The following is a 22,967-nucleotide window of genomic DNA, read 5'->3' as shown; positions in this document are numbered from 1 at the left end:
GAGGTCGTTGGCTAGACTGTCTCCGTGCGCATCTCCGTCCTCTCCCTCCACACCTCGCCCGTCGCCCAGCCCGGCCAGGGCGACGCCGGAGGAATGAACGTCTACGTCGACCAATCCGTGCGCGCGCTCGCCGCCGCCGGACATCGAGTCGACGTGTTCACCGCCGACCCCGGCGGACTCGACGGCACGGGAGGCAGCGAAGGCGTCGCTGTCGACGGGACCGGAGCTGGTCAGGGGCGCGGCGCGGGCCCCGCCGCAGGTCGGAGCGCGAGGCTGGAGATCACCGAATCCATCACCCTCCACCACCTGCCCGTCGGCGCCACGACGAAGGACGAACTCGCTGACGCGATCGACGAACTCGCCGACATGCTCAATGCCCACCCCGACTTCCGCGCAGCCGATCTCATCTGGACCCACTATTGGATCTCCGCCGAGGCGGCCCTGCGCGCTCGTGACATCGCCGTCGACACCATCGCTGAATCCGGTGACATCGGCGCTGAGTCCGGCGACTTCGGCGCTGAGCCCGCTTCCGGGCAGACCAGACCTGACCGAGCACCGATCGCGGTGAGCATGCACACGATCGGGGCCGTGAAGAACCGCGATTCCGACACCAGCCACGAACGTCCCCAACGACTCGAAGCCGAAAAGCGCATCGCCGCCGAGGCCGACCTGCTCGTCGCAGCCACCCCCGCCGAACGCCGCGACCTCGTGTCAGAACTCCACGCCGATCCCGACTCGGTCGTCGTCGCCCGACCGGGTGTCGACCACGCGCTCTACGCACCTGGCTCACAGTCGGGAGCGCGGAAGCGTCTGGGATTCGACTCGGACGAGGCGATCGTCCTCTACGTGGGGCGTATGCAGTTCATCAAAGGCACCGACGTCGCCGTCGACGCCCTGGCCGAACTGCGGGAACGCAACCCGCACCTGGCCTCCCGGACCCGCGGTATCCTCCTCGGTGCCGCCTCGGGGGAAGGCGTCGAAGCAGGTGGGGGAGCGGTCCGGCAGTCCTCGACGTATCTGCGGGAGCTGACCGCGGCGATCGCGAGCGAACCGAGCGTCGAGGTCCGCCCGCCCGTTCCCTCCCACATCCTCGTCGACTACTACCGGGCCGCGGACGTGCTCGTCGTTCCCTCGCGCAGCGAATCCTTCGGACTCGTGGCCGCCGAAGCGGCCGCCTCCGGTCTGCCGGCGATCGCCTCGGCGGTGGGAGGACTCCCGGAGATCGTCGAACACGGACATTCGGGACTGCTCATCGCCGATCACAACCCGCACCACTGGGCGACGGCGATCGAAACGCTGCTCACTGACACGCAGCTGCGAGCCGAACTCGCCGGCCACGCCGTCGACCGTGCCGAACGCTTCGACTGGGGCCGCACTGTGGCAGCCGTCCTCGACGCTGTGCCGGACATCTCCGGCTCGTCAACGCGGCGCTCGGAAGCGCTGGGGGCATGCTGAACGACTAGAGTCGGCGGTGAGCACGAGAGCCGAGCGAAAGGCGTGAGAGCATGAGCACCGACACCGAGGCGATCCTGTCCGGAGTGCGCACCTGGGCCGAGAACAACGACGTTCCCGTCGATTCGATCGAGGATGCGGAGATCGTCGTTACCCTGCCGGGGGAGAAGAAGCTCAAGACCAACGTGGCGATCAGCGTCTTCGCTCGCACCGCCCATCTGCAGGCGTTCGTCATCCGCCATCCGGACGAGAATTCGGCCGCATTCAACCGGTGGCTGCTGCAGAAGAACCTCAAACCCGGGCCGGTGGCGTTTGCGATCGACAGCCTCGGCGATGTCTATCTGCGTGCGAGCGTGCCCCGAGAGCATCTGCTCGATGACCTCGACGGACTTCTCGGGGCGATACTCGCCACGGCGGATTCCTCATTCAACGAGCTTCTCCAGATCGGGTTCCTCACCGGAATGAAGAAGGAGTGGGCCTGGAGGGTCGGCCGAGGTGAATCGACGCGCAACCTCGCGGCCTTCGAGAAGGTGCTCAGCGGGGATGACAACGAATTCCTCGGCACCTTCGGCGACGCCGATTCCGAGCCTCCGGCGGTGTCGGTCGATCGTGCGAGCGAGGGCCCGCGCCCATGAGTGCGGCCGCCTCCAAGCCCGCGAATGTCGACGAATACATCGCCTCATTCGACGACGAACGACACCGAGCCTTTCTCACCCGGCTGCGCAAGCTCAGCCGTGGTGCTGCACCGCAGGCCGAGGAGAGCCTCAAATGGGGCAGCCCCGCCTATGCCCTCGGCTCGATCCTGTTCGTGTTCGCCGGGTACAAGAAGCACGCGAATGTCGTCTTCACTCCCAGCACGAAAGACGCCTTCGCCGACCGTCTGCAGGACTTCGACACCGGTAAGGGGTCGATCCAACTGCCGTATGACGGAGAGATTCCGACCGAGCTGCTGACCGAGATGATCGCCCACCGGATCCGCGAATTCGAGGTCGACGGAGTGAAGTGGATGTGAGGGTGCGCCGGTCTCAGTCGAGCGGCAGCTTCATTCCCTCGTGGCTGGCGACATAGCCGAGCCGATCATAGAAACGCTGAGCACCGGTGCGTGACTTGTCAGTGGTGAGCTGAACGAGTCCGGCGCCGAAGCGGCGACCGCATTCGTGAGCCCATCCGAAGACCGCGGTGCCGAGCCCGATGCCCTGAGCAGAGGGGCCGACGCGTACCGCTTCGATCTGCAGTCGGAGCGTACCGCGGCGCGACAGGCTGGGCAGCAGACTCAGCTGCAGGGTCCCGACGACGGCCGAGCCGTCGTGCGCCTGGCCTGCTGATAGAGGCTGGCCTGCTGATCGGGGCTGGCCGGCTGATTGGGCCTGTTCGGCTGACTCGGTCCGGTCGGCGATGTCAGCCCGGCCCGGCGGGTCAGCCCGGCCGGATGCTTCGGTGATGGCAACGAGGAGCTGATTGGGATCGGCGTCGATGAGCGCGAACGCACGAGCATAAGGGGCCGCATCCTCGGCGTTGGGGATGGCAGGTGCAGAGCCGGCTGCGACAGCGTCCGCGCGGTCGTCCACTTCGACATCGGCCTCACGGACGGCTCCGAGCACGTCGTCACGCAGGAGTGCAACAATGGCCGGCACATCGGTCTCGGTCGCGCGACGGACGACGAACGTCCGGCCCGCCAGATCCAGGGTCTGAGGGGAGAACCCGTCGAAGCCTCGGCCCGATTCGCCCCGACCCGATTCGCCCCGACCCGATTCGCTCTGACCCGGTCTGCCCTCGCCCGGGGCCGCCTCGGTGGTCATCGGCTCGCGGTCCCAGCGGAGGTCGCTCCGGCAGCGGCCGGCTCACTATTGGACGCACCGACCGGCGGTTTGCCGTAGGGGCGACGAGCGAAGAGCGAGGCCAACAGGGCCCCGGAGACGTTGTGCCACACGCTGAAGACCGCTCCGGGCAGTGCTGCCAGCGGTGAGAAGTACGTGGTGGCCAGGGTCGACGCCAGACCGGAGTTCTGGAGTCCGACCTCGAAGGACAGCGCGCGACGGGTCGGAGTGTCGAGGCGGCAGGCCGCGGCGACACCGTAGCCGACGCCGAGCCCGAGCAGATTGTGCGTGACGACGGCCAGCAGAACGAGCACACCGGCAGTGGCGATCGAACCCGCGGAACCGGCTACGACGATCGAGACGATATAGGCGATGGCGATCGAGGCCAGCCATGGCAGCACCGGCGAGATTTTGTCGACGAACTTCGACGCGAACACCCGGACAAGGACGCCGACGATGACCGGGACGAGCACGGTCTGGCAGATCGAGACGAACATCGACCAGAACGGCACGTCCATATACGAACCAGCCAACCACAGAGTCAGCAGCGGGGTGAGTACGGGAGCGCACAGAGTCGACAGGGTCGTGATCGACACCGACAGCGCCGTGTCGCCTTTGGCCAGATAGGTCACGACATTCGACGCAGTGCCGCCGGGAGCGCAGCCGACGAGGATGACGCCGACCGCGATCTCGGGCGGCAGCCCGTAGACAGTCACCACGAGGAGGCCGAGCAGCGGCATCGCCACGAACTGAGTGACGACTCCGAGCACCGCGATCCACGGCCGCTTCGCGATGCGGGCGAAGTCGGGCAGCGTCAGGGTCAGGCCCATGAAGAACATGACCACGCCGAGCGCCCACGTGATCGACGGCGCCAGAGGCGTGAAGGCATCGGGCAGCAGGAACCCGAGCACTCCTGCGATGACGACGAGGACCGGCAGGGCAGTGACGGCGATGATCGAGCTGCGGTCGGCAGAGGGAGCGGCGGTGCTCCCGGAGGCCTGGGGTGCTGGCGTTTGTGACATGGGTCCAGGCTACTCCGTCGATTTTGTCATTCGAGACAGTTGCCCAGGAATTGAGACCCGATCGGCGAGGAGGATCGGCGGCGAGGAGGATCGGTGGGGGAGGAAGAGCGGTGGCGAGGAGGATCGGTGTGGCGTTGGCGGGCCACCGCCGGAGGAGACCGCAGCGATGACTGGCAGTGATGACGGTCAGTGATGACGGTCAGTGATGACGGGCATCGGCGTCTCCGGCCGAACGGTCGTGTCAAAATGGAGCCATGACGTATAACCTCATCCTGCTGCGCCACGGCGAAAGCGAATGGAACCAGAAGAATCTGTTCACCGGATGGGTCGACGTGACCCTCACGGACAAAGGCCGGGCCGAAGGCAAGCGTGCCGGCGAACTGCTGCGCGAGAAAGACCTCATCCCTGATGTCGTCTACACCTCGCGCCTCAAGCGTGCGATCCTGACCGCGAACATCGCACTCGAGGCAGCGGATCTGTCCTGGCTCGACGTCCACCGCAGCTGGCGCCTCAACGAACGCCACTACGGCGCACTGCAGGGCAAGAACAAGAAGGAGATCCGCGACGAGTTCGGCGAAGAGCAGTTCATGACTTGGCGCCGCTCCTTCGATACCCCGCCGCCGGCCCTGGCCGACAGCTCGGAATTCTCACAGGCCGCTGAAGCCCGCTACGCCAACCTCGGCGATGCGCTGCCCCGCACCGAGTGCCTCGCCGACGTCATCGATCGCCTCCTGCCGTACTGGTACGACACCCTCGTGCCCGAACTCACCGTCGGCAAGACCGTGCTCGTGGCCGCCCACGGCAACTCGCTGCGCGCACTGGTCAAGCACCTCGACGGGATCTCCGATGCCGACATCACGGGGCTGAATATCCCCACCGGCATTCCGCTGCACTACGAGCTCACCGAGGACTTCACCCCGGTCACCCCCGGCGGAACCTACCTCGACGCCGAGGCGGCCGCGGCCGCCATCGGCCAGGTCGCCAACCAGGGACGCTGAATCTCGGGCCCATCGTAGAAGGGGCAGGGTTCGTTCGGGCTCCGTTCGGGCTCGGGCGTCGAGACAGCACTCGGACGCCGAACCCCGGCCTCACTCATGCACTGATCGTGTCGGCCTTCCCGGCGATCGCCTTCATCTCTTCGAGCAGAAAGACGATGGCGGGGGAGGCCGACATCGATTTCCGCCACACCAGTGAGATCGTGCGGGCAATGCTCGGATCATCGAGCGGCACCGCCACGACATCTGCCGGCAGATGCGGCCTGCCTAACCGCGGCACGAGGGCCAACGCCCCGACAGCTCGGACGAACTCGATCTGCGTGTCGTACTCGATGGCCCAATAGTCGATCTGCGGCTTGCTGTCCAGCTCCTCGAACAGCGCCGTCAGCCAGCGATGGCACACGGCATTGCGCGGAGCCGACACGAACATCTCGCCGAGCAGATCGGCGCGGGTCACCTCGGTGCATGCGGCCAGATGATGATCCCGGTGCATGACGATATCCGCCCGATCCGCGGTGATCGTCTCCGAGATCAGCGTCGCGGGCAGATGCAGCGAGGACGAATCCCAGCCGAAGACAAGGGAGGCATCGATCCTGCCGGCCGTGACCATTTCGATGAGCTCATCCGGCTCCTCCTCGAAGTTCGACACCGTCAGCTCCGGCGCCGAGGCGGCCAACCGCGGCAGCGCGGGCACGAGCAGTCCGCGGATCCCCGTCGAGAACCCGCCGACCGTGATCCGCCCCCGCGGCTCACCCGACTGCGCTCGGGCCGCGGTCTCCAGACTCTCCAACTCCTCCAGCAGGCCCGCCCCGCGCCGGCTGAGCTCCCGCCCCACCGGTGTCAGCGCGATGCCGCGGCCTGTCCGCTCCGTCACCGGTGCGCCGAGGTAGCGCGAGAGCTTCTGCAGCTGATGGCTCACCGCAGCCGGCGTGTATCCCAGGGACTCGGCCGTCGCCGTGACCGAACCGAGCGAATCGAGGGCGACGAGGGTGCGCAGCGCAACTGTATCGATCATCAAATTATCTTAATGAAACAGTGGACGGACTTTTAATGGAAATTTGACGACAGGGCCGGAATGCATGGAGTCATGCGCTGGGTCCACTCCATGCTCGCCCTCCTCGTCGTCGTACTCTGGGGCGTCAACTTCATCTTCATCGATCTCGGCCTGCGCGACTGGCCGCCGCTGCTCCTCGTCGCCGCCAGATTCACCTTCGTCGTGGTGCCCGCGATCTTCTTCGTCCGCTTTCCCCGCGGCTCTTTCGGTCGCGTCCTCCTCATCGGCACCTTCATGTCGGCCGGCCAGTTCGGCCTTCTCTACGCCTCCATGGCGCTCGGGCTGCCCGCCGGCCTGACCTCGATCGTCATCCAGATCCAAGCCGCGTTCACCGTGATCGTCGCGGCCCTCGTGCTGCACGAGATCCCGACTCGCCGCCAGATCATCGGCATCCTCATCGGGCTCGTCGGCCTGGCCGTCATCGGTCTGAGTCTGCAGGCGAACGTACCGATCGTCGCCTTCCTCGTCGCTGTCGGGGCCGCCCTGTCCTGGGCGACGGGCAACGTCATCGCCCGCGGCGTGAAACCCGGCACGAACGGAGTGCAGATGACCGTGTGGTCGGCTCTCGTCGTCCCGATTCCGATGGTCGCACTGTCGATGCTCATCGACGGACCCGCCGAGGTGGCCCACGCACTCACGCACCCGACCTGGGGTGTCGTGGCCTCGGTCGTCTACACCGCCGGCTTGGCATCGCTGGTCGGCTACGTCATCTGGAACTCGCTGCTCGCCCGCTTCCCGGCTTCGCAGGTCGCCCCGTTCTCCCTGCTCGTCCCGCCGGTCGGAGTGATCTCCGCCTGGATCGTGCTCGGAGACCGTCCGAGCATCGCCGAACTCATCGGCGGAGTCCTGCTGCTCCTCGGCGTCGCCGTGACGACGGGAGTGCTCAAGACCCTGGCCCGCGGTATCAAGAACGGGCCCAGACGACGCCGCAAGGTCGTCGTCAGTCAGGCGCCGGAAGAGGTCTCGGCCTCCAGATAAGCGAAGCGCCCCGACAATGTCGGGGCGCTTCGGTGGATTCGTGCTTCGTCGAGCCCGATCCCTACTTCTTCGACAGGTAGGGTTCCCAGTTTCCGGTGAGCAGGTACTCGACTTTCTGCGACACGGACACTGCGTGATCACCGAAACGCTCGTAGTAGCGCGAGAGCAGGGTGACATCGGCGATATGACGGGGAGCCAGCGAACCAGCGGGAGCTTCGCCGAGCTTCCCGAACACGCTCAGGTGGAGTTCGTCGAGCTCCTCGTCGATGGAGTTGATCGTGGGCACATCGGACAGGCCGGGATTCGAGAGCAGGCTCTGCGTCGCCTCGGCGATCTTCTCACCGGACTCGCCCATCCGTGCGAACACGGATTCGAAGGCCTCGGGGATCGCGGACTCCGGATAGCGGATGCGCACCTGCTGTGCGATATGACGGGCGAGGTCGCCCATGCGCTCGAGGGATGCGGACATCCGCAGCGAGCCGATGACGGCGCGCAGATCTGCGGCCACCGGGGCCTGCAGGGCGAGCATCTCGGCGGCCTGCTGATCGAGGGTGAACTGCATATTGTCGATGACGGAGTCGGCCTCGATGACCTTCTCGGCCAGCTCGAGATCATTCGAATGCAGCGCCTGGTTGGCCAGGCGGATGGCGTCGAGGACCTTGGTGGACATGCCGACCAGCTGGGTGGCCAGGTCGTCCAATTCGTTTCTGAAGACTTCGCGCATGAACTGCGGTTCCTTAACTCTCGATTGTGACAATCTGGAGTGACTGTCGGCGGTGCTTGGTGTCTTGAGGAGTGCCGGCGCTTCCGGTCCGCACTCTCAGCGGGGGAAAGCGGAAGGTGGGAACGACGGGGAACGCAGGCACACAGACGTCAGCATCGCACGATCGAGTGAACTACTCCAGACGGGAAGGTGAATTCCTCGGCAAATACCGCCAGCAGAAGTGAATTCGGTGCGCCGGGACGGTAGACACCGCCTAAGCTTGAGGCTGTGGATCTCTTAGTAGTGGCGGTCCTGACCGGCGTTGTCGGCCTGGGCCTGGGTATAGCGGGAATTCTTGCGTTCCGATTCAGCGAACGCTCCCGCGATGCTGCCGATCTGCATTCCGAAGACGACCTGCCCGAAGGCATCGCCGAGGTGCTGGCCGTCCTGCCCTCGGCCGCGATCGTCATCGACGCCGGTGACGATGTCGTCAAGGCGTCCCCGGCCGCATATACGTTCGGCCTGGTCAGAGGTCATTCCCTGGCATCGCCCGAGATGCTGCGGGTCGTCGGCCGCGTTCGTGCACGCGGTCTCATCGAAGAGATCGACCTCGAGCAGACACGGGAGAACTCCGATTCCGTGCTCCGCTACCTCCACGCCCGCGTCGCTCCCTTGGGCACCTCCTTCGTCCTCGTCCTCTGTGACGATCAGACCGAATCCAAGCGCGTCGACGCCGTCCGCCGGGACTTCGTCGCCAACGTCTCCCATGAGCTCAAGACTCCGATCGGTGCGATGGCCCTGCTCGCCGAGGCGGTCACCGACTTCGCCGACGATCCGGCCGCGGTCGAACGCTTCGGCGGGCGGATGCAGCGGGAGTCGAAGCGGCTGACCCAGCTCGTGCAGGAGATCATCGACCTCTCCCGCGTCCAGGACCACGCCGCTCCCGCGACGACCGAGAAGATCTCCGTCGCCGAGGTGGTCGACGATGCCGCTGACCGTGCCCGGACCGGGGCGGAAGGCAAGAACATCCATATCGAGGTCTCCCCGCCGAGCGATCTGCTCATCGAGGGCAACTACGAACTGCTCGTCAACGCGGTCCGCAACCTCATCGACAATGCTGTGAATTATTCGCCGGAGGGCACCCGCGTCGGAGTCGGGGTCGACCTCGTCGACGAGCGCATCGAGATCGCCGTGACCGATCAGGGCATCGGCATGACCGCCCAGGACACCGAGCGCGTCTTCGAGCGCTTCTACCGAGTCGACCCGGCACGCTCCCGGATCACCGGCGGCACCGGGCTGGGGCTGAGCATCGTCAAACACATCGTCGCCACCCACGGCGGTGAAGTGCGTGTGTGGAGCCAGCTGAACAAGGGATCGACATTCACGATCGTGCTCCCGTTGGCCGGAACTGCGACCGAAGCCTCCGCGACTGATTCGGCCCCGGCCGGGGTCCTCATCGAACATTCCGCGGATCCGACCGGGACCGCCTCGGCGGATGACGACGGGCGCGGAACCGCCGCGTCCGGCGCGGACGACCCGCTCGGCGACAACGACGCGTCCTCCGGTGATAATGGAGGCGGCGGGGCGACCGCCGACCCACCCGAGGATCTGACCGAAGAAAGCGAACAAAGGAAGCTCACAACGTGACTCGTATTCTGCTTGTCGAGGACGAAGATTCGTTCTCGGACCCGCTGTCGTACCTGCTCGGTAAGGAAGGGTACGAGGTGACGGTCGCCGATGACGGGCTCAAGGCTCTGGCGGAGTTCGACCGCACCGGCGCCGATCTGGTCCTGCTCGACCTCATGCTGCCCGGCGCCTCCGGCACCGAAGTGTGCCGCGAGCTGCGGGCGAAGTCCAATGTGCCGATCATCATGCTCACGGCCAAGGATTCGGAGATCGACAAAGTCGTGGGGCTCGAACTCGGCGCCGATGACTATGTGACGAAGCCGTACTCCTCACGTGAGCTGCTGGCTCGCGTGCGGGCGGTGCTGCGCCGCAATGTCGAGACCGAGGAATTCGAAGACGAGTCCGTGCTCGAGGCCGGGGGAGTGCGCATCGACGTCGAACGCCACGTCGTGTCCGTGCGTGGTGAAGAGCAGTCCATGCCGCTCAAGGAGTTCGAACTGCTCGAGATCCTCGTGCGCAACTCCGGCCGCGTGATGACCCGCGGTCAGCTCATCGACCGGATCTGGGGCGAGGACTACGTGGGCGATACGAAGACGCTCGACGTCCACGTCAAGCGACTGCGCGCGAAGATCGAGGAGAACCCCTCGGAGCCGCGTCTGCTCACCACGGTGCGCGGACTCGGATACAAGTTCGAAGCCTGAGGGCGCCATCCGGCGAAGCCTGGGATTCAGATCGTCGAAGAGTGAGGTTCGGTGCCGGCGAGACCCGCGCCTGCTGATCGGCGAGGTCGGTGGATGCCGGCCAGGTTCGTGAGGCCGGGTTCGTCGGGCCGGGATCGGCTGGCCGGACGTGAATGCAGAAGGAGCCGCTCACATGACGTGAGCGGCTCCTTCTGTGCTCTCGCGCGGGACTGGTCCCGGTGCTTGAGGAAGACGGATCAGCCGTTGGCCGTTGCGGTTCCCTCTGCTGCTCCGGCATCCTCGGTCGGCATGTCCGACGGGGACTCGGACGGCGATTCCGACGGCACGTACTCTTCGTAGTACGGCAGGGTATCGGTGAGGAGCTGGGTTTCGATGACCTTCTCGTCGCCGCCGTTCTTGACAGTGATGTCGACGAGGTCGCCGGGCTTCGCCTTGAGGCTGTCGACCGTGACGACTTCCTTGGACGAGGTCTCGGGGCTCTTCGGGTCCTGGACGAAGGTGTCGCCGGCCTTGATCGATTCGCTCACCGTGGTGTCGGCGACCTCGATGGACACCTTGGCGGTGGAGTCACCCTTGTTGATGAGGGTGAAGAACAGCTGCGCCGGACCGGAGCCTTCCTCGTCCGTGATGAGCATGAGCCCACGGACTTCGACGTCGCCGACGGCTCCCGAGGCTCCATCGCCGCCGTTGTAGTGGTATTCGGCGGTCTGATGGGGAGACAGCAGGCTTGCACATCCGCTGACGGGGATAACGAGAGCGAGTGCGGCAACGGCGAGAGCCGCGCGGTTGTGCCGTTTCATTATGCTCCTTGAAGTGGCAATACAAGATCAGTCTGTATACTACCCGGTTTTTGACCCGCTGTAGAACCGGGTGGCCGGAGTGGACGAGGTTCCGCGACGCTCGGGCGCGTCGCGGTTGAAGTTTCGGTGAAGAGGCGGCGAAGTTCGGCCCGCATCGCGTTCGGTCGAGGTTGAATGCCGAGCTTCGTGGCAATGCGCCCTCTCCGATGTTCTCGCTGGCAGAGGCGTCAGCCGGGGTCATCACGGTGTGCGGCAGAGGCGGAGCCTAGCATGAAGATTCGCTACCCTGAACGATTTCTGTGGCGAGCCTCATGGTAAACTGGTATTCCGCGAAAGGGGTTTGAAGAGAATATGAGTTTCCAGGTCGGCGACACTGTTGTCTATCCACATCACGGTGCAGCGACAATCCAAGAAATCAAGAAACGTGCCATCAAAGGTGAGGAGAAGCTGTATCTCAAGCTCCAGGTCGCCCATGGCGATCTCGTGATCGAAGTTCCGGCAGAGAACTGCGATCTGGTCGGTGTGCGAGATGTCGTCGGTGAAGAAGGCGTCGAGAAGGTCTTCAACGTCCTGCGTGCCGAATTCGTCGAAGAGCCCGCGAACTGGTCCCGTCGGTACAAGGCCAATGTCGAGAAGCTCCAGTCCGGTGACGTCATCAAGGTAGCCGAGGTCGTCCGTGACCTCTGGCGTCGAGAGCAGGACCGTGGCCTGTCGACCGGTGAGAAGCGCATGCTCTCGAAGGCTCGCCAGATCCTCGTCTCCGAACTCGCACTGGCCGAGAAGAAGGAAGAGTCCGAAGCAGAAGCTCTGCTGGACGAAGTGCTTGCATCCTGAGCACCTGTGTCATCATCCCGGCCGCAGGGTCGGGATCCCGTCTGGGTTGCAATGAGCCGAAGGCTTTCGTCCGTGTGAACGGACGGACCCTTCTGGCCCGCAGCCTCGAGACGATCATCTCCTCGGGAGTCGCCTCCGCAATCGTGGTGGCCGCTCCCGAGGATTTTCTTTTGCAGGCGCAAGAAGAAATCGCCGAAGCAGTCACGCGGATGAAATGCGAAATTTCAATTACAGCCGTAGCAGGTGGCAATGATCGCAATTCCTCGGTGCAAACAGCCTTGAAACTTAAGCGCGATGCGGAATACGTTCTCGTCCATGATGCGGCGAGGTGTCTGACCCCGCCCGATGTGTTCACTCGAGTGGTCGCCGCGCTGCATTCCGGCGCCGAGGCGGTCGTTCCGGTTCTGCCGATGGTCGATACCGTGCGGAGGGTCGTTCCGCACGCAGCCGTCGGTGCGGACTCGAGCGCAGGGGCAGGCACGGGCACGGAGGGCGCATCCGACGGAATTGTCGGGTCGATCCACGACGATTCTGGCGCTGAAACCACCGCAGATCGACCCAACAATCCGGATCTTGCCGTCGCTGTGGGCGCCGGCGGTCGTGCAGTGGTGCGGGGCGACCTCGACAGGGCCGTGCTGCGACGGGTCCAGACGCCTCAGGGGTTCCGCGCCGAGGTGCTCCGGCGGGCCCATGACGTGTTTGCCGCCGACGGCTCAACCTCTGCTCATGGAGTTGGTCCGACCGGTGGGGCTGGCTCCGCAGATCGAGCGGGCCTGACCGATGGTGCGGGCTCGACGACCGGGGCCGACCGGCAGGGCAGTGCCCTGCCGACGGACGATGCGGGGCTCGTCGAGTGCCTCGGCGTCGACGTCGTCGCCGTCGACGGTGACGAAGAGGCGCTGAAGATCACCTATCCGCTCGACCTCGTCCTCGCAGAACAGCTCGCCCGAATGCGTGATGATGCCGTCGCCGCTGGACCGGGCGCCCCTGGACCGGGCGCGCCGGATTCGGCAAAGGAGCCACGATGAATCAGGTCATTCCCCGCATCGGCACCGGCGTCGATGTCCATGCCTTCGCCGCCGATCCCGCACGTGAGCTGTGGGTTGCGGGACTGCTGTGGCCGGGCGAACGAGGACTCGAAGGACACTCGGACTCCGATGTTGCCGCCCACGCCTGCTGCGACGCCCTGTTCTCCGCCGCGGGACTCGGCGACCTCGGTGAGCACTTCGGCGTCGACCGTCCGGAATTCGCCGGCGCCTCGGGATCGGTGCTGCTCGCCGAGGCGGCCCGCATCGTCCGCGAGGCAGGCTTCGAGATCGGAAACATCTCCGTTCAGGTGATCGGCAATCGACCGAAGATCGGCACCCGCAGAACAGAGGCCCAACGGGCGCTGTCGGCTGCTGCCGACGCACCCGTATCGGTATCGGGCACAACTTCTGACGGCCTCGGCCTGACCGGTCGCGGCGAAGGAGTCGCCGCCATCGCCTCGGCACTGATTCATCCGAACTGATTCACCAGCTCTGAACCACCCGTACCGTGTCACCTGCACTGATCTGCTCGAACCGAGTCACGAGAGTCGAGGAAGGAACAAGCAGTGAGAGTCCTCTTCCAAGGGGCCGGCGCTATCGGCATCGCAGGGGCCGCGCTCTTCACCGATGACCATGAGGTCGCCGTCGTCTCCCGCGCTGCTGGTCCTCATGGGCGGTCGTCCTTTCCACGGCGCGTGAGCACCTTCGACCCGACCGATTGCAATGGCTGGCCGGTGACCAGAGTGGCCGCGACTCGGCGGGTGGTGATCACAGACTGGGCCGCTGCTGCCGCGCACGGACGCTGGGACCTCATCGTGCTGACGACTCGACCGGGAGATCTCGACGCGGAGGTGGTCTCGGCGATTCGGGACATCGCGCCCGCGTTCATTGCGACCACGAGCCAGGTCGAGGGAGACCTCGAGCGAGTACAAGCCGTTTTCCCCGCCACCCAAGCAGTCATCTTCGGACCCGCGTTCCTGTCCGAGCGACTGGACCCGGGTCCGCCGGCTGAAGTCGTGCGCACGGCCGGCAACGGGGTCGGGGAGGTCGACAGAGGTGTGCGCACAGCCGGCGGTCGCGAGGGAGAGGCCATGCGGGAGGTCGAACCGGGGCGAGAAGTGACGTACTGGGCACCGGTCGGCGCGCCGCGCTTCCTCGTCGCAGGACCTTCGACCGCGGTGCGTGTGCTTGTCAGGAGGTTGGGTCGACTCGCTCTGCCGGTGCCGATGGAAGCCGTGCTTCTGCCGCCGACGGTATTCATTCCCTTCGTCGCCGAACTCAGCATCCGCGACGGCAGCTGGGCTGCACTGAAATCACACCTTGACCGTCCCGCGAAGGCCGCGAGCGAAGCCGTGCGGAACCGCCTCGGGGTGCCGATTCCCGTGTTCGGCATCGCCGCGCACGTCGTGCTCGAAGCGCTGGAGAGGATCGTGCCGATCGACGTGACGAACTATGCGGGCAGGCACTTTGCCCGGCACGTGGGCCAGACACGGGACATGCTCGCCGGCTGGGCGGAATCGGCAGATTCGGCCCACTGCCTGCGGGAGCTCATTGCCGCGTTGGATGCACTTGACGATTGAGGCTCGGCGGCTTCAGATGTCCGCATTGGACGAAGGCTGCGGCTGAACGCCGGCCTTGGGGGATCGCGGCGAGTCGGCTGCGATCCGGCCGCGAGGACTGCCGTGGTCCGGCCGCGACGACTGCTGCGGGGGACTGTCGCGGTCCGGGCGCGGGGGACTACCGCGGTCTGGCCGTGAGGACTACGGCGAGGACTGCCGCGGTCCGGGCGCGGAAGTGACAGCCGCCTCGGTGGCGGTGAACGCCGGACTCAGACCTTCGCGTTGGGATGGCGCTTCGTGACGACGAGACCGACGAGGTAGAGCGCGACGACGAAGATGAGCGTGCCGACGATCTGGAAGCGCACGGATTCGACGGTGAGGCCGAGCCCGATGATCACGGCGATGCCGGCCAGGGTGACATACGACAGCCACGGGTAGCCCCACATGCGCAGCGGCAGGGACTGACCGGCCGCCTCGGCGCGACGTCGCAGAACGATCTGCGATACGAGGGTGGCGACCCAGGTGACGATGAGCGTCGACCCGACGATGTTGAGCAGGACCCCGAGGACCTCGGCGGCCCAGAAATAGTTGAGTGCGACGGCGACGAAGCCGAACGCCGAGGTGGCCAGCACCGCTGCCACGGGCACACCGCGGCGATTGGTGCGGCCGAGTCCGCGCGGCAGCATGGACCGCTGCGACATCGAGAACGACATCCGGGACGCCCCATAGATGTTCGCGTTCATCGACGACAGCAGCGCGATGACGATGACCGCGGCCAGCAGCGAGGCGACGAAAGGCAATCCGGCGGTCTCGAGAACGGCCACGAACGGGGACTCGGCCAGGCGGTCGTCCGTCCACGGCAGGACGAGGACGATGATCGCCACGGACCCGATGTAGAGGAACAGAATGCGCCACACGATCGTCTTGATCGCCTGAGAGACGCTGCGCTCGGGGTTCGCGGTCTCGGCCGCGGCGACCGCCACGATCTCGATGCCGCCGAAGGCGAACGCGACGACGAGCAGGCCGGCGGCGATGCCGGAGATGCCGGTGGGCATGAACCCGTCGGCGAAGATCTGCGCGGGCGGTTCGGCCGGGGTCCACCCGAACAGGTACGCGGCACCGAGCACCACGAAGAGGACGACGAAGGCGACCTTGATGAGCGAGAACCAGAACTCGAACTCACCGAAGCTGCCCGAGGTGGTGAGGTTGATGGCCGTGAAGACGAGCATGATCGCCAAGGCGATGACCCACTGTGGGACCGCCGGAATATAGGAGGCGGCGATCTGCGCGGCGGCGGTGGCCTCGGCGGCGACGACGAGGCACAGCTGAACCCACCACAGAGCACCGACGGCGAACGCCGCGGCCGGCCCCATGGCCTTGCCCGCATAGTGCGAGAACGCACCCGGGTTCGGATCGGCGGCGACGAGTTCGCCCAGCGCCCGCATGACGAAGATGACGATGAGACCCGCGACGACGTAGGAGATGAGCACGGCGGGTCCGGCCGCCTGCACTCCGGCACCGGAGCCGACGAAGAGACCGGCGCCGATGGCCGAGCCGAGGCTCATCATCACCAGATGGCGGGGCTTCATCCCCACCTTGAGGCCGTTGGACGTCGTGGCGGAAGCGCCGGTGGCCGAGGCAGACGCTGACTCGGCGGGCTGCGAAGACTGTGATTCAGGCACCCGACGAGTCTATCCGTCAGGGGCGGAAAGCGCAGACGCGGGTCGCGGACCACTGGGGGTCGCGACCCGCGTCTGCGAGTGGCACTGGTCGGTCAGAGACTGACCGGAGGCCTGCCGGCGATGCGCTCTGCGTGTTCGCCGGCGAGCGGTCAGAGCCGGATCAGCTGCCGATCAGCCGTCGGTCTGTGGCGGCTCAGCTGCCGCGTTTGATCCAGTCCTCGAGGGCCGGACTCTCGGCGCCGATCGACGTCGAATCACCGTGTCCGGTGAGCACGACGGTCGCTTCCGGCAGCGGGAAGAGCACGTCGCGGATCGATTCGATGATCGTCTCGAAGCTCGAATGCGAACGTCCCGTGGCTCCGGGGCCGCCGTTGAACAGGGTGTCTCCGGAGAACAGCACCGGACCGACGGCCCGTCCGGCACCGGCCGATGCCGGAACCGGCAGGCCGGTCTCGACGAAGAAGCACGTCGAACCGGGGGAATGTCCGGGAGTGTGCAGGGCCTTGAGCTTGATTCCGCCGACGGTCCAGGTGTCGCCGTAGGCGATCTGTCCCTCGGGACGGTAGTTCTCATAGGTCATATCCCACAGGACATAGTCATCGGGATTGAGGTACACGGTGGGGTTGCCCACCCGCTGTGCGAAGTCGCGGACGACTCCCACGTGGTCGTCGTGACCGTGCGTGAGGAGAACGGCTTTGACGTCTCTGGATCCGACCGCCTCGGCGATCGCATTGACGTCGTGGGCGGGGTCGATGACGATGACCTCGGAATCATCGCCGATGATCCACACGTTGTTGTCGACGTTGTGCGTCTCCCCGTCCAGGGAGAAGGTGCCCGACGTGACGAGATGCTCAATAGCTGTCATTACAGTTCCACCACCGATCGCAGGACCTGGCCCTTGGCCATCTTCTCAAAAGCGGATTCGACGTCGCCGAGGCCGATGCGTTCGGACACGAACTTCTCCAGCGGGAAGCGTCCCTGCTGGTAGAGGTCGACGAGCATCGGGAAGTCGCGGTCGGGCAGGCAGTCGCCGTACCACGAGGACTTGAGCTTGCCGCCGCGGCCGAACACGTCGAGCAGCGGAACCGTGAGCTCCATCTCCGGGGTCGGCACGCCGACGAGGACGACGGTGCCTGCGAGGTCGCGGCCGTAGAAGGCCTGCCGCCAGGTGGCGGGGAGTCCGACGGCGTCGATGACGACATCGGCACCGAAGCCTCCGGTGCGCTCCTGGATCGCGGCGACGACCTCGTCCTCGCTCATGCCCTTCGTCGACACCGTGTGCGTGGCACCGAAATCGCTGGCCCACGACAGCTTCTTCTCATCGATGTCGAGGGCGATGATCGTGTTCGCCCCGGCCAGCGCCGAACCGGCGATCGCCGCGCAGCCTACACCGCCGGCGCCGATCACGGCCACGGACTTCCCGCGGGTGACCTCACCGGTGTTGATGGCAGCGCCGATACCGGCCATCATTCCGCAGCCGAGCAGACCCACGACGGCCGGGTCCGCCTCGGGGACCTTCGTGCACTGACCTGCGGCGACGAGCGTCTTCTCGGCGAACGAGCCGATGCCCAGAGCGGCTTCGAGCTCGGTGCCGTCGGTCAGTGTCATCTTCTGCGAAGCGTTGTGGGTGTCGAAGCAGTACCAGGGTTCGCCGCGCTTGCAGGCACGGCAGTCGCCGCAGATGGCGCGCCAGTTGAGGATGACGAAATCCCCGACCGCGACCTCGGTGACTCCATCGCCGACCTCGGAGACGACTCCGGCGGACTCGTGGCCGAGCAGGAACGGGTAGTCATCGCTGATTCCGCCTTCGCGGTAGTGGAAGTCCGTGTGGCAGACGCCGCACGACTTCACATCGACGACGACCTCGCCCGGACCCGGATCCGGAATGACGATGTCGGTGAGTTCGACTGGGGCTCCCTTGCTGCGGGAGATGACGCCCTTGACGGTCTGTGGCATTGCGTCTCCTAAATGTCTTCGGCGACGGGGTCCGACTGGTGGGAACACCCGACGTGGACTGAGTGCACCCCCGGACGGGGTGCTCACAATCCCCACCCTAACCAAGCACGCTGGGCTCGACCAGTGGCGGATGCGGTGGTGAGACGATGCGCTGGAAACGGGCGGGGCAGGTCCGGTGGTGGACTCCCCAAGGACGGGTGAAGGTGGAACGACGAAGGCGGCCCGATGCTGGGGATGCATCGGGCCGCCTCGGTGAGGGTGAGCCGATCCGCGTCGCCGAGGCGGCACTGCGGATCCGACTCAGCCGGACGTGATCACGGGGTGGGATTCACCCCGCAGCGATCAGTCGGCGACGTCTTCGTCGGGGTGCTTGCGCAGGTGCAGAAGCGCCGCGATGAGGCCGCCCCAGACGGTGACCATTGCGATGACCATCATGACGATTGCTGATGTGCCCATGTCAGACTCCCTTGTTCTCGGTGCGGAGGTTCTCTTCTGCGACGGAATCGGCGACGGCCGCCTCCATCTCGTCGATCGTCGCCTTCGGCCAGCGGACCAGGGTGAGGATGATGGATCCGATGATGAGGAGTCCGATCATGCCCCAGCCGTAGACTCCGAGGATGAGCGGCGGGTAGCCCTCGTAGCCGTCGTTGATATAGGTGAGGATCTGGGTGATGAGCATGTACACGAGCACGACGCCGGTGATCGAGATGAGCGTCATCCAGATCGGTCCGAGCTTGAAGCTCGAGACCGCGTTGAGGTGACGACTGAAGACCGGCAGCTTCCGCATGGCCCAGCCGACGACCACGATCGACATGATGGCCGAACCGACGATGCCGATGTTGTTCGCGAACGCATCCATCGTGTCCAGTGCGTACAGACCGGTGATGGTGGGCATGAGCAGGATGGAGACGACAGCCATGCTGCCGACGATCCACGCGGTCGAGGCCTTGTTGCCGACGCGGAACTTGTCGCGCAGCGCCTGAATCGGCACCTGGATGATCGAGATCAGCGAGGTGATTCCGGCGAAGACGAGGCAGAGGAAGAAGACGAATCCGAAGATCGCTCCTCCCGGCATCTCCGAGATCAGGGTCGGGAAGCCGACGAAGGCCAGACCGATGCCCGAGGAGGCCACATCGGCGACCTCGACGCCCTGCGCCGTGGCCATGAAGCCGAGTGCAGCGAAGATGCCGATGCCGGCGAGGATCTCGAACGCGGAGTTCGAGAAGCCGACGACGAGACCCGAACCGGTGAGGTTCGTCTTCTTCTTCAGGTACGAGGCGTAGGTGATCATGATGCCGAATGCGATCGACAGCGAGAAGAAGATCTGCCCATAGGCCGCGATCCACACGCTCGGATCCGTCAGCGCCTTGAAGTCCGGAGTGAACAGCGCATTGAGTCCCTCGGCGGCGCCGGGCAGGAACAGTGACCGGACGACGAGAGCGAGGAAGAGGATGATGAGCAGCGGAATGAAGATCTTCGAGAAGTTCGCGATGCCGTTCTGCACACCGAGGAGCAGAATGGCGAGGACGATGATCCAGACGATGATGATCGGGATGAGCACGCCGGGTACGAAATCGAGCGAGATTCCCGGGTCACCCATCTTGAGGTATTCGCCGAAGAAGAAGCCTTCCGAATCGTCACCCCAGGCCTCGGTGAGCGAGAAGAACATATAGGAGCCGGCCCAGGCGATGATCGCGGCATAGTAGATGCCGATGATGATCGCGACACCGGTGGCGAACCAGCCGATGGGCTCGGCGCCCTTATGTGCCATTCTGTGGGCCAGCGGTGCCGATCCGCGCGAACGGTGCCCCATCGCGTAGTAGAAGAACAGCAGCGGAATGCCTGCCGTCAGCAGCGCGACGAGGTAGGGGATGATGAACGCGCCGCCGCCGTTGTCATACGTGACATAGGGGAAGCGCCAGATGTTGCCGAGGCCGACCGCCGACCCGATGGCCGCGAAGATGAACGCGCCGCGGGAGACGAAGACCTCCCTCTGGGGTGATGACTTGGGTGACATGATGTCCTTTCTTGACCGGTCGCGGATCGTCGCGACCGAACGGGGCCACCGAAGTTTCGTCTGTGAGACCGGTGACCCGGTGTGAAGTCCGAATAGCGAGAACGACTCTCGAGTCGAGCTTCGTTGCTTGATCCCATTTTACTGGGAATTCACTGTGCGATGTGCTGCGCATCACGTGAGCCGCATAACAGTCTAGTATCGAATTCGCCGAAACCGCGAAAAGCCCCAGGCCCGGTAGACTTGAGGGCGTGACTATCTCGCTCTATAACACCGCCAGCCGCACGACCGAAGAACTGCGCCCCGTCAATGACGGTCAGGTCGGTATCTACGTCTGTGGCGCCACGGTGCAGGGCGAACCGCATATCGGCCACCTGCGGTCGGCTTCGGTGTTCGATACCCTTCGCCGCTGGCTGCTCTACAGCGGCTACCGGGTGACCATGGTCCGCAACGTCACCGACATCGACGACAAGATCCTGTCGAAGTCCGTCGAAGAAGGACGGGAGTGGTTCGCTCACGCGTATAAGTACGAGCGCGCCTTCACCGCCGCCTACGACGCGCTCGACGTTCTGCCGCCGAGCAGCGAACCGCGCGCGACCGGGCACATCACGGAGATGATCGAACTCATCTCCCGCCTCATCGAAGCCGGACATGCCTACCCCGCGCTCGACGGCAGCGCCGATGTCTACTTCGACGCCGCCTCGTGGAGCGACTACGGGGCACTGACGAACCAGAAGCTCGATGACATGGAGCTCTCCGAGGGCGCCGAGCTGCGCGGAAAGAAGGACGCCCGGGACTTCGCGCTGTGGAAGGCGCACAAGGACTCCGAGCCGATCACCGCCTCGTGGCCGTCGCCCTGGGGGCGGGGCCGACCGGGCTGGCACATCGAGTGCTCGGCCATGTCGACGAAGTACCTGGGGTCGAACTTCGACATCCACGGCGGCGGACTCGACCTGCGCTTCCCGCACCATGAGAACGAGCTGGCGCAGTCCCGTGCCGCAGGGGATCAGTTCGCGAACATCTGGATGCATTCCGGTCTGCTCAATGTGGGCGGGGACAAGATGTCGAAGTCTCTGGGCAACTCGGTCTTCGCCTCCGACCTGTTCGCCACGTTCAGCCCGCTGGCCGTGCGCTACTTCCTCACCGGTGCCAGCTATCGGTCTATCCTCGACTTCTCGAACGAGGCGATGGAACGCTCCGCGGCCTCGCTGGAACGGCTGCAGAACTTCCTCCAGCGAGCCCGCCAGGCACTCGGCGCGGACGCGCCGGCGTTGCCGGACGTCAGCGACGCCTACGCTTCACGCGGCGTCGACGTGCCCGCCGAATTCGCCGCTGCTCTCGACGACGACCTCGGTGTGCCTCGTGCCCTGTCCGTGGTCTTCGCCTCGGTGAGCGAGGGGGCGAAGCTCCTCGACTCCGGCAGCGACCGGGAGGGCCTGGCGCGGATCGTCGCCGAGGTGGAGCTCATGCTCGACATCCTCGGTGTCAATCCCAGCGCTGCGGTCTGGGCCGGTTCTGCCGCCGATGCCAAGGCGGAGTCGGCGCTCGACTCCCTTGTGGCCGCCATGGCCAAGCGACGGGCCGAGGCGAAGGCGGAGAAGGACTTCGCCACCGCGGATGCTCTACGGGACGAACTGGCCGCGGCCGGCGTCGTCATCGAGGACACGGCCGACGGATACCGCTACCACCTCGGCGAGGGCTGAGGGCGACGATTTTCGGCCACGGGCACGAGCTCGCGGCCCCAACGTATTTGAAGGAATCAGATGGCTTCCAATCCCCGCTCCGGCGGTTCGAAGAAGGGTCCGACCAAGGGGTCGGGCGGTAAGAACAAGCGCGGCCTGCGCGGCAAGGGGCCGACGCCGAAGGCCGAGGACCGCGTCTACCACAAGGCGCACAAGGCCGCACAGCAGCGCAAGAGCTCGAACGCCTCGGCGCAGGCGAAGCGGAAGAAGAAGGAGCTCGGACCGAATATGGTCGCCGGGCGCAATTCGGTCCTCGAGGCTCTGCGCGAGGGCGTTCCGGCCACCGCGATGTACGTCTCCGGACGCATCGACTCCGACGATCGGGTCCGCGAATCCATCACTCTCGCGACCCAGCGCGGCATCTCGATGCTCGAGGCGAGCAAGCCCGACCTCGACCGGCTCACCGATGACGCGATCCACCAGGGAATCGCCCTGCAGGTCCCGCCCTACGACTACGCCGATCCCTCCGACCTGCTCGAGTTCGCAGCCGAACGTGCCGAGACGCCGCTGCTCGTGGCCCTCGACGGGATCACGGATCCGCGCAACCTCGGTGCCATCGTCCGGTCGACGGCGGCCTTCGGCGGTCACGGTGTGATCATTCCCGAACGTCGCGCCGCCTCGATGACTGCCGCTGCGTGGAAGACCTCGGCCGGTGCCGCATCGCGCATCCGCGTGGCACAGGTGGTCAACCTGGCCAGGGCGATCGACGAGCTGAAGAAGCAGAACGTCTTCGTCGTCGGCCTCGACATGGACGGCGACGTCGAGCTGCCCGAGCTGACCTTCACCCGCGACCCGCTGTGCATCGTCGTCGGCTCCGAGGGCAAGGGCCTGTCGCGGCTCATCACGGAGAAGTGCGACCAGATCGTGTCGATCCCGATCGCTGCGACCACCGAATCGCTCAACGCCGGCATCGCCGCTGCCGTCTCCCTCTACGAGGTGGCCAGAGCTCGCCGCCCCTGACCCCACTTACTACCTGACGGCGGCCCAGCAACCTCGCGCGAGGT

General features: G+C 65.7%; 23 protein-coding genes. 13 read left to right on the top strand and 10 right to left on the bottom strand.

What is annotated here, in order from left to right:
• Positions 1-24 precede the first annotated feature (24 nt).
• Genes ACSBQT_RS15295 through ACSBQT_RS15285 form a run of 3 tightly spaced genes read left to right on the top strand, consistent with a single transcriptional unit; the run spans position 25 to position 2,464 of the window.
• Positions 25-1,455 (top strand): glycosyltransferase, encoded by a 1,431-nt coding sequence (locus ACSBQT_RS15295; RefSeq protein ID WP_435002016.1) that lies wholly within the window; start codon positions 25-27, stop codon positions 1,453-1,455.
• A 50-nt stretch (positions 1,456-1,505) separates the two neighbouring features.
• Positions 1,506-2,087 carry a YbjN domain-containing protein gene (locus ACSBQT_RS15290; RefSeq protein WP_435002015.1) on the top strand — a complete coding sequence of 194 codons (582 nt, stop codon included), beginning with the start codon at positions 1,506-1,508 and terminating at the stop codon, positions 2,085-2,087.
• A complete protein-coding gene (locus ACSBQT_RS15285) occupies positions 2,084-2,464 on the top strand; it encodes an iron chaperone (protein ID WP_410708778.1) in 381 nt (126 codons plus the stop codon). Before ACSBQT_RS15290 ends, ACSBQT_RS15285 begins: the two co-directional genes overlap by 4 nt.
• 13 nt (positions 2,465-2,477) lie before the next feature.
• On the opposite strand, the gene ACSBQT_RS15280 is transcribed toward ACSBQT_RS15285, so the two are convergent.
• Both ACSBQT_RS15280 and ACSBQT_RS15275 read right to left on the bottom strand, forming a co-directional pair.
• Positions 2,478-3,251, bottom strand: coding sequence for a GNAT family N-acetyltransferase (locus ACSBQT_RS15280; protein WP_435002014.1), 774 nt, complete (start codon positions 3,249-3,251; stop codon positions 2,478-2,480).
• The gene (locus ACSBQT_RS15275) at positions 3,248-4,291 is read right to left on the bottom strand and encodes a bile acid:sodium symporter family protein (RefSeq protein WP_410708776.1); all 1,044 of its coding nucleotides are present in this window, start codon (positions 4,289-4,291) and stop codon (positions 3,248-3,250) included. The genes ACSBQT_RS15280 and ACSBQT_RS15275 overlap by 4 nt, the downstream gene beginning before the upstream one ends.
• Before the next feature lie 254 nt (positions 4,292-4,545).
• Here ACSBQT_RS15275 and ACSBQT_RS15270 point away from each other — a divergent pair, with 254 nt between their 5' ends.
• On the top strand, positions 4,546-5,289 hold the full coding sequence (locus ACSBQT_RS15270) for a phosphoglyceromutase (protein WP_410708775.1): 744 nt from the start codon (positions 4,546-4,548) through the stop codon (positions 5,287-5,289).
• Positions 5,290-5,383: 94 nt separating this feature from the next.
• On the opposite strand, the gene ACSBQT_RS15265 is transcribed toward ACSBQT_RS15270, so the two are convergent.
• Positions 5,384-6,301: a LysR family transcriptional regulator gene (locus ACSBQT_RS15265; protein WP_435002013.1), complete on the bottom strand. Its 918-nt coding sequence runs from the start codon at positions 6,299-6,301 to the stop codon at positions 5,384-5,386.
• Between the two features lie 72 nt (positions 6,302-6,373).
• On the opposite strand from ACSBQT_RS15265, the gene ACSBQT_RS15260 reads away from it, so the two are divergent.
• Positions 6,374-7,318 (top strand): EamA family transporter, encoded by a 945-nt coding sequence (locus tag ACSBQT_RS15260; RefSeq protein ID WP_435002012.1) that lies wholly within the window; start codon positions 6,374-6,376, stop codon positions 7,316-7,318.
• Positions 7,319-7,379: 61 nt separating this feature from the next.
• On the opposite strand, the gene phoU is transcribed toward ACSBQT_RS15260, so the two are convergent.
• Positions 7,380-8,042: a phosphate signaling complex protein PhoU gene (gene phoU, locus ACSBQT_RS15255; protein WP_410708770.1), complete on the bottom strand. Its 663-nt coding sequence runs from the start codon at positions 8,040-8,042 to the stop codon at positions 7,380-7,382.
• A 267-nt stretch (positions 8,043-8,309) separates the two neighbouring features.
• On the opposite strand from phoU, the gene ACSBQT_RS15250 reads away from it, so the two are divergent.
• Both ACSBQT_RS15250 and ACSBQT_RS15245 read left to right on the top strand, forming a co-directional pair.
• A complete protein-coding gene (locus tag ACSBQT_RS15250) occupies positions 8,310-9,668 on the top strand; it encodes a sensor histidine kinase (RefSeq protein ID WP_435002011.1) in 1,359 nt (452 codons plus the stop codon).
• Complete coding sequence (locus ACSBQT_RS15245; RefSeq protein ID WP_039208435.1) at positions 9,665-10,348, top strand: response regulator transcription factor; 684 nt, start codon at positions 9,665-9,667, stop codon at positions 10,346-10,348. The genes ACSBQT_RS15250 and ACSBQT_RS15245 overlap by 4 nt, the downstream gene beginning before the upstream one ends.
• A gap of 236 nt (positions 10,349-10,584) precedes the next feature.
• On the opposite strand, the gene ACSBQT_RS15240 is transcribed toward ACSBQT_RS15245, so the two are convergent.
• Positions 10,585-11,148, bottom strand: coding sequence for a hypothetical protein (locus tag ACSBQT_RS15240; protein ID WP_435002010.1), 564 nt, complete (start codon positions 11,146-11,148; stop codon positions 10,585-10,587).
• Positions 11,149-11,499: 351 nt separating this feature from the next.
• Between ACSBQT_RS15240 and ACSBQT_RS15235 the strand changes: the two genes are divergently transcribed.
• From ACSBQT_RS15235 to ACSBQT_RS15220, 4 genes are all read left to right on the top strand, one after another.
• Positions 11,500-11,982 (top strand): CarD family transcriptional regulator, encoded by a 483-nt coding sequence (locus tag ACSBQT_RS15235; RefSeq protein WP_025779034.1) that lies wholly within the window; start codon positions 11,500-11,502, stop codon positions 11,980-11,982.
• On the top strand, positions 11,976-13,010 hold the full coding sequence (locus ACSBQT_RS15230) for an IspD/TarI family cytidylyltransferase (protein WP_435002038.1): 1,035 nt from the start codon (positions 11,976-11,978) through the stop codon (positions 13,008-13,010). The genes ACSBQT_RS15235 and ACSBQT_RS15230 overlap by 7 nt, the downstream gene beginning before the upstream one ends.
• Entirely contained in the window at positions 13,007-13,492 is a 486-nt protein-coding gene (gene ispF / locus ACSBQT_RS15225; protein ID WP_410708767.1) for a 2-C-methyl-D-erythritol 2,4-cyclodiphosphate synthase, read from the top strand. Before ACSBQT_RS15230 ends, ispF begins: the two co-directional genes overlap by 4 nt.
• Before the next feature lie 84 nt (positions 13,493-13,576).
• Positions 13,577-14,590, top strand: a complete 1,014-nt coding sequence (locus ACSBQT_RS15220; RefSeq protein WP_435002009.1) for a hypothetical protein — start codon at positions 13,577-13,579, stop codon at positions 14,588-14,590.
• A gap of 248 nt (positions 14,591-14,838) precedes the next feature.
• Here ACSBQT_RS15220 and ACSBQT_RS15215 read toward each other — a convergent pair whose 3' ends face one another.
• The 5 genes from ACSBQT_RS15215 to ACSBQT_RS15195 form a co-directional block, all read right to left on the bottom strand.
• A complete protein-coding gene (locus tag ACSBQT_RS15215) occupies positions 14,839-16,158 on the bottom strand; it encodes an amino acid permease (RefSeq protein WP_435002037.1) in 1,320 nt (439 codons plus the stop codon).
• Between the two features lie 286 nt (positions 16,159-16,444).
• Positions 16,445-17,116: an MBL fold metallo-hydrolase gene (locus ACSBQT_RS15210; RefSeq protein ID WP_435002008.1), complete on the bottom strand. Its 672-nt coding sequence runs from the start codon at positions 17,114-17,116 to the stop codon at positions 16,445-16,447.
• Entirely contained in the window at positions 17,116-18,207 is a 1,092-nt protein-coding gene (locus tag ACSBQT_RS15205; RefSeq protein WP_435002007.1) for an S-(hydroxymethyl)mycothiol dehydrogenase, read from the bottom strand. Before ACSBQT_RS15205 ends, ACSBQT_RS15210 begins: the two co-directional genes overlap by 1 nt.
• Positions 18,208-18,549: 342 nt before the next feature.
• The gene (locus tag ACSBQT_RS15200) at positions 18,550-18,663 is read right to left on the bottom strand and encodes a methionine/alanine import family NSS transporter small subunit (protein WP_264799662.1); all 114 of its coding nucleotides are present in this window, start codon (positions 18,661-18,663) and stop codon (positions 18,550-18,552) included.
• Between the two features lies 1 nt (position 18,664).
• Entirely contained in the window at positions 18,665-20,224 is a 1,560-nt protein-coding gene (locus ACSBQT_RS15195; RefSeq protein WP_410708761.1) for a sodium-dependent transporter, read from the bottom strand.
• Between the two features lie 248 nt (positions 20,225-20,472).
• On the opposite strand from ACSBQT_RS15195, the gene cysS reads away from it, so the two are divergent.
• Both cysS and rlmB read left to right on the top strand, forming a co-directional pair.
• Complete coding sequence (cysS, locus tag ACSBQT_RS15190) at positions 20,473-21,924, top strand: cysteine--tRNA ligase (protein ID WP_435002006.1); 1,452 nt, start codon at positions 20,473-20,475, stop codon at positions 21,922-21,924.
• A 60-nt stretch (positions 21,925-21,984) separates the two neighbouring features.
• Positions 21,985-22,923, top strand: a complete 939-nt coding sequence (gene rlmB, locus ACSBQT_RS15185) for a 23S rRNA (guanosine(2251)-2'-O)-methyltransferase RlmB (protein ID WP_435002005.1) — start codon at positions 21,985-21,987, stop codon at positions 22,921-22,923.
• Positions 22,924-22,967: the final 44 nt, after the last annotated feature.

The organism is Brevibacterium sp. H602 (assembly GCF_051172395.1).
Taxonomy (GTDB): Bacteria; Actinomycetota; Actinomycetes; order Actinomycetales; family Brevibacteriaceae; genus Brevibacterium.
The sequence above is the reverse complement of the archived record's forward strand: the minus strand, read 5'-3'. Positions and strand labels throughout refer to the sequence as shown.

Bases quoted from the DNA above. Each gene is read 5' to 3' on its own strand.
- ACSBQT_RS15265 (WP_435002013.1), bottom strand. From the start codon at position 6,301: ATGATCGATACAGTTGCGCTGCGCACCCTCGTCGCCCTCGATTCGCTC.
- ACSBQT_RS15215 (WP_435002037.1), bottom strand. From the start codon at position 16,158: ATGAAGCCCCGCCATCTGGTGATGATGAGCCTCGGCTCGGCCATCGGC.
- ACSBQT_RS15275 (WP_410708776.1), bottom strand. From the start codon at position 4,291: ATGTCACAAACGCCAGCACCCCAGGCCTCCGGGAGCACCGCCGCTCCC.
- ACSBQT_RS15195 (WP_410708761.1), bottom strand. From the start codon at position 20,224: ATGTCACCCAAGTCATCACCCCAGAGGGAGGTCTTCGTCTCCCGCGGC.
- ACSBQT_RS15280 (WP_435002014.1), bottom strand. From the start codon at position 3,251: ATGACCACCGAGGCGGCCCCGGGCGAGGGCAGACCGGGTCAGAGCGAA.
- ACSBQT_RS15285 (WP_410708778.1), top strand. From the start codon at position 2,084: ATGAGTGCGGCCGCCTCCAAGCCCGCGAATGTCGACGAATACATCGCC.
- phoU (WP_410708770.1), bottom strand. From the start codon at position 8,042: ATGCGCGAAGTCTTCAGAAACGAATTGGACGACCTGGCCACCCAGCTG.
- ispF (WP_410708767.1), top strand. From the start codon at position 13,007: ATGAATCAGGTCATTCCCCGCATCGGCACCGGCGTCGATGTCCATGCC.
- ACSBQT_RS15235 (WP_025779034.1), top strand. From the start codon at position 11,500: ATGAGTTTCCAGGTCGGCGACACTGTTGTCTATCCACATCACGGTGCA.
- ACSBQT_RS15210 (WP_435002008.1), bottom strand. From the start codon at position 17,116: ATGACAGCTATTGAGCATCTCGTCACGTCGGGCACCTTCTCCCTGGAC.
- ACSBQT_RS15205 (WP_435002007.1), bottom strand. From the start codon at position 18,207: ATGCCACAGACCGTCAAGGGCGTCATCTCCCGCAGCAAGGGAGCCCCA.
- ACSBQT_RS15270 (WP_410708775.1), top strand. From the start codon at position 4,546: ATGACGTATAACCTCATCCTGCTGCGCCACGGCGAAAGCGAATGGAAC.
- ACSBQT_RS15240 (WP_435002010.1), bottom strand. From the start codon at position 11,148: ATGAAACGGCACAACCGCGCGGCTCTCGCCGTTGCCGCACTCGCTCTC.
- ACSBQT_RS15260 (WP_435002012.1), top strand. From the start codon at position 6,374: ATGCGCTGGGTCCACTCCATGCTCGCCCTCCTCGTCGTCGTACTCTGG.
- ACSBQT_RS15290 (WP_435002015.1), top strand. From the start codon at position 1,506: ATGAGCACCGACACCGAGGCGATCCTGTCCGGAGTGCGCACCTGGGCC.
- ACSBQT_RS15200 (WP_264799662.1), bottom strand. From the start codon at position 18,663: ATGGGCACATCAGCAATCGTCATGATGGTCATCGCAATGGTCACCGTC.
- rlmB (WP_435002005.1), top strand. From the start codon at position 21,985: ATGGCTTCCAATCCCCGCTCCGGCGGTTCGAAGAAGGGTCCGACCAAG.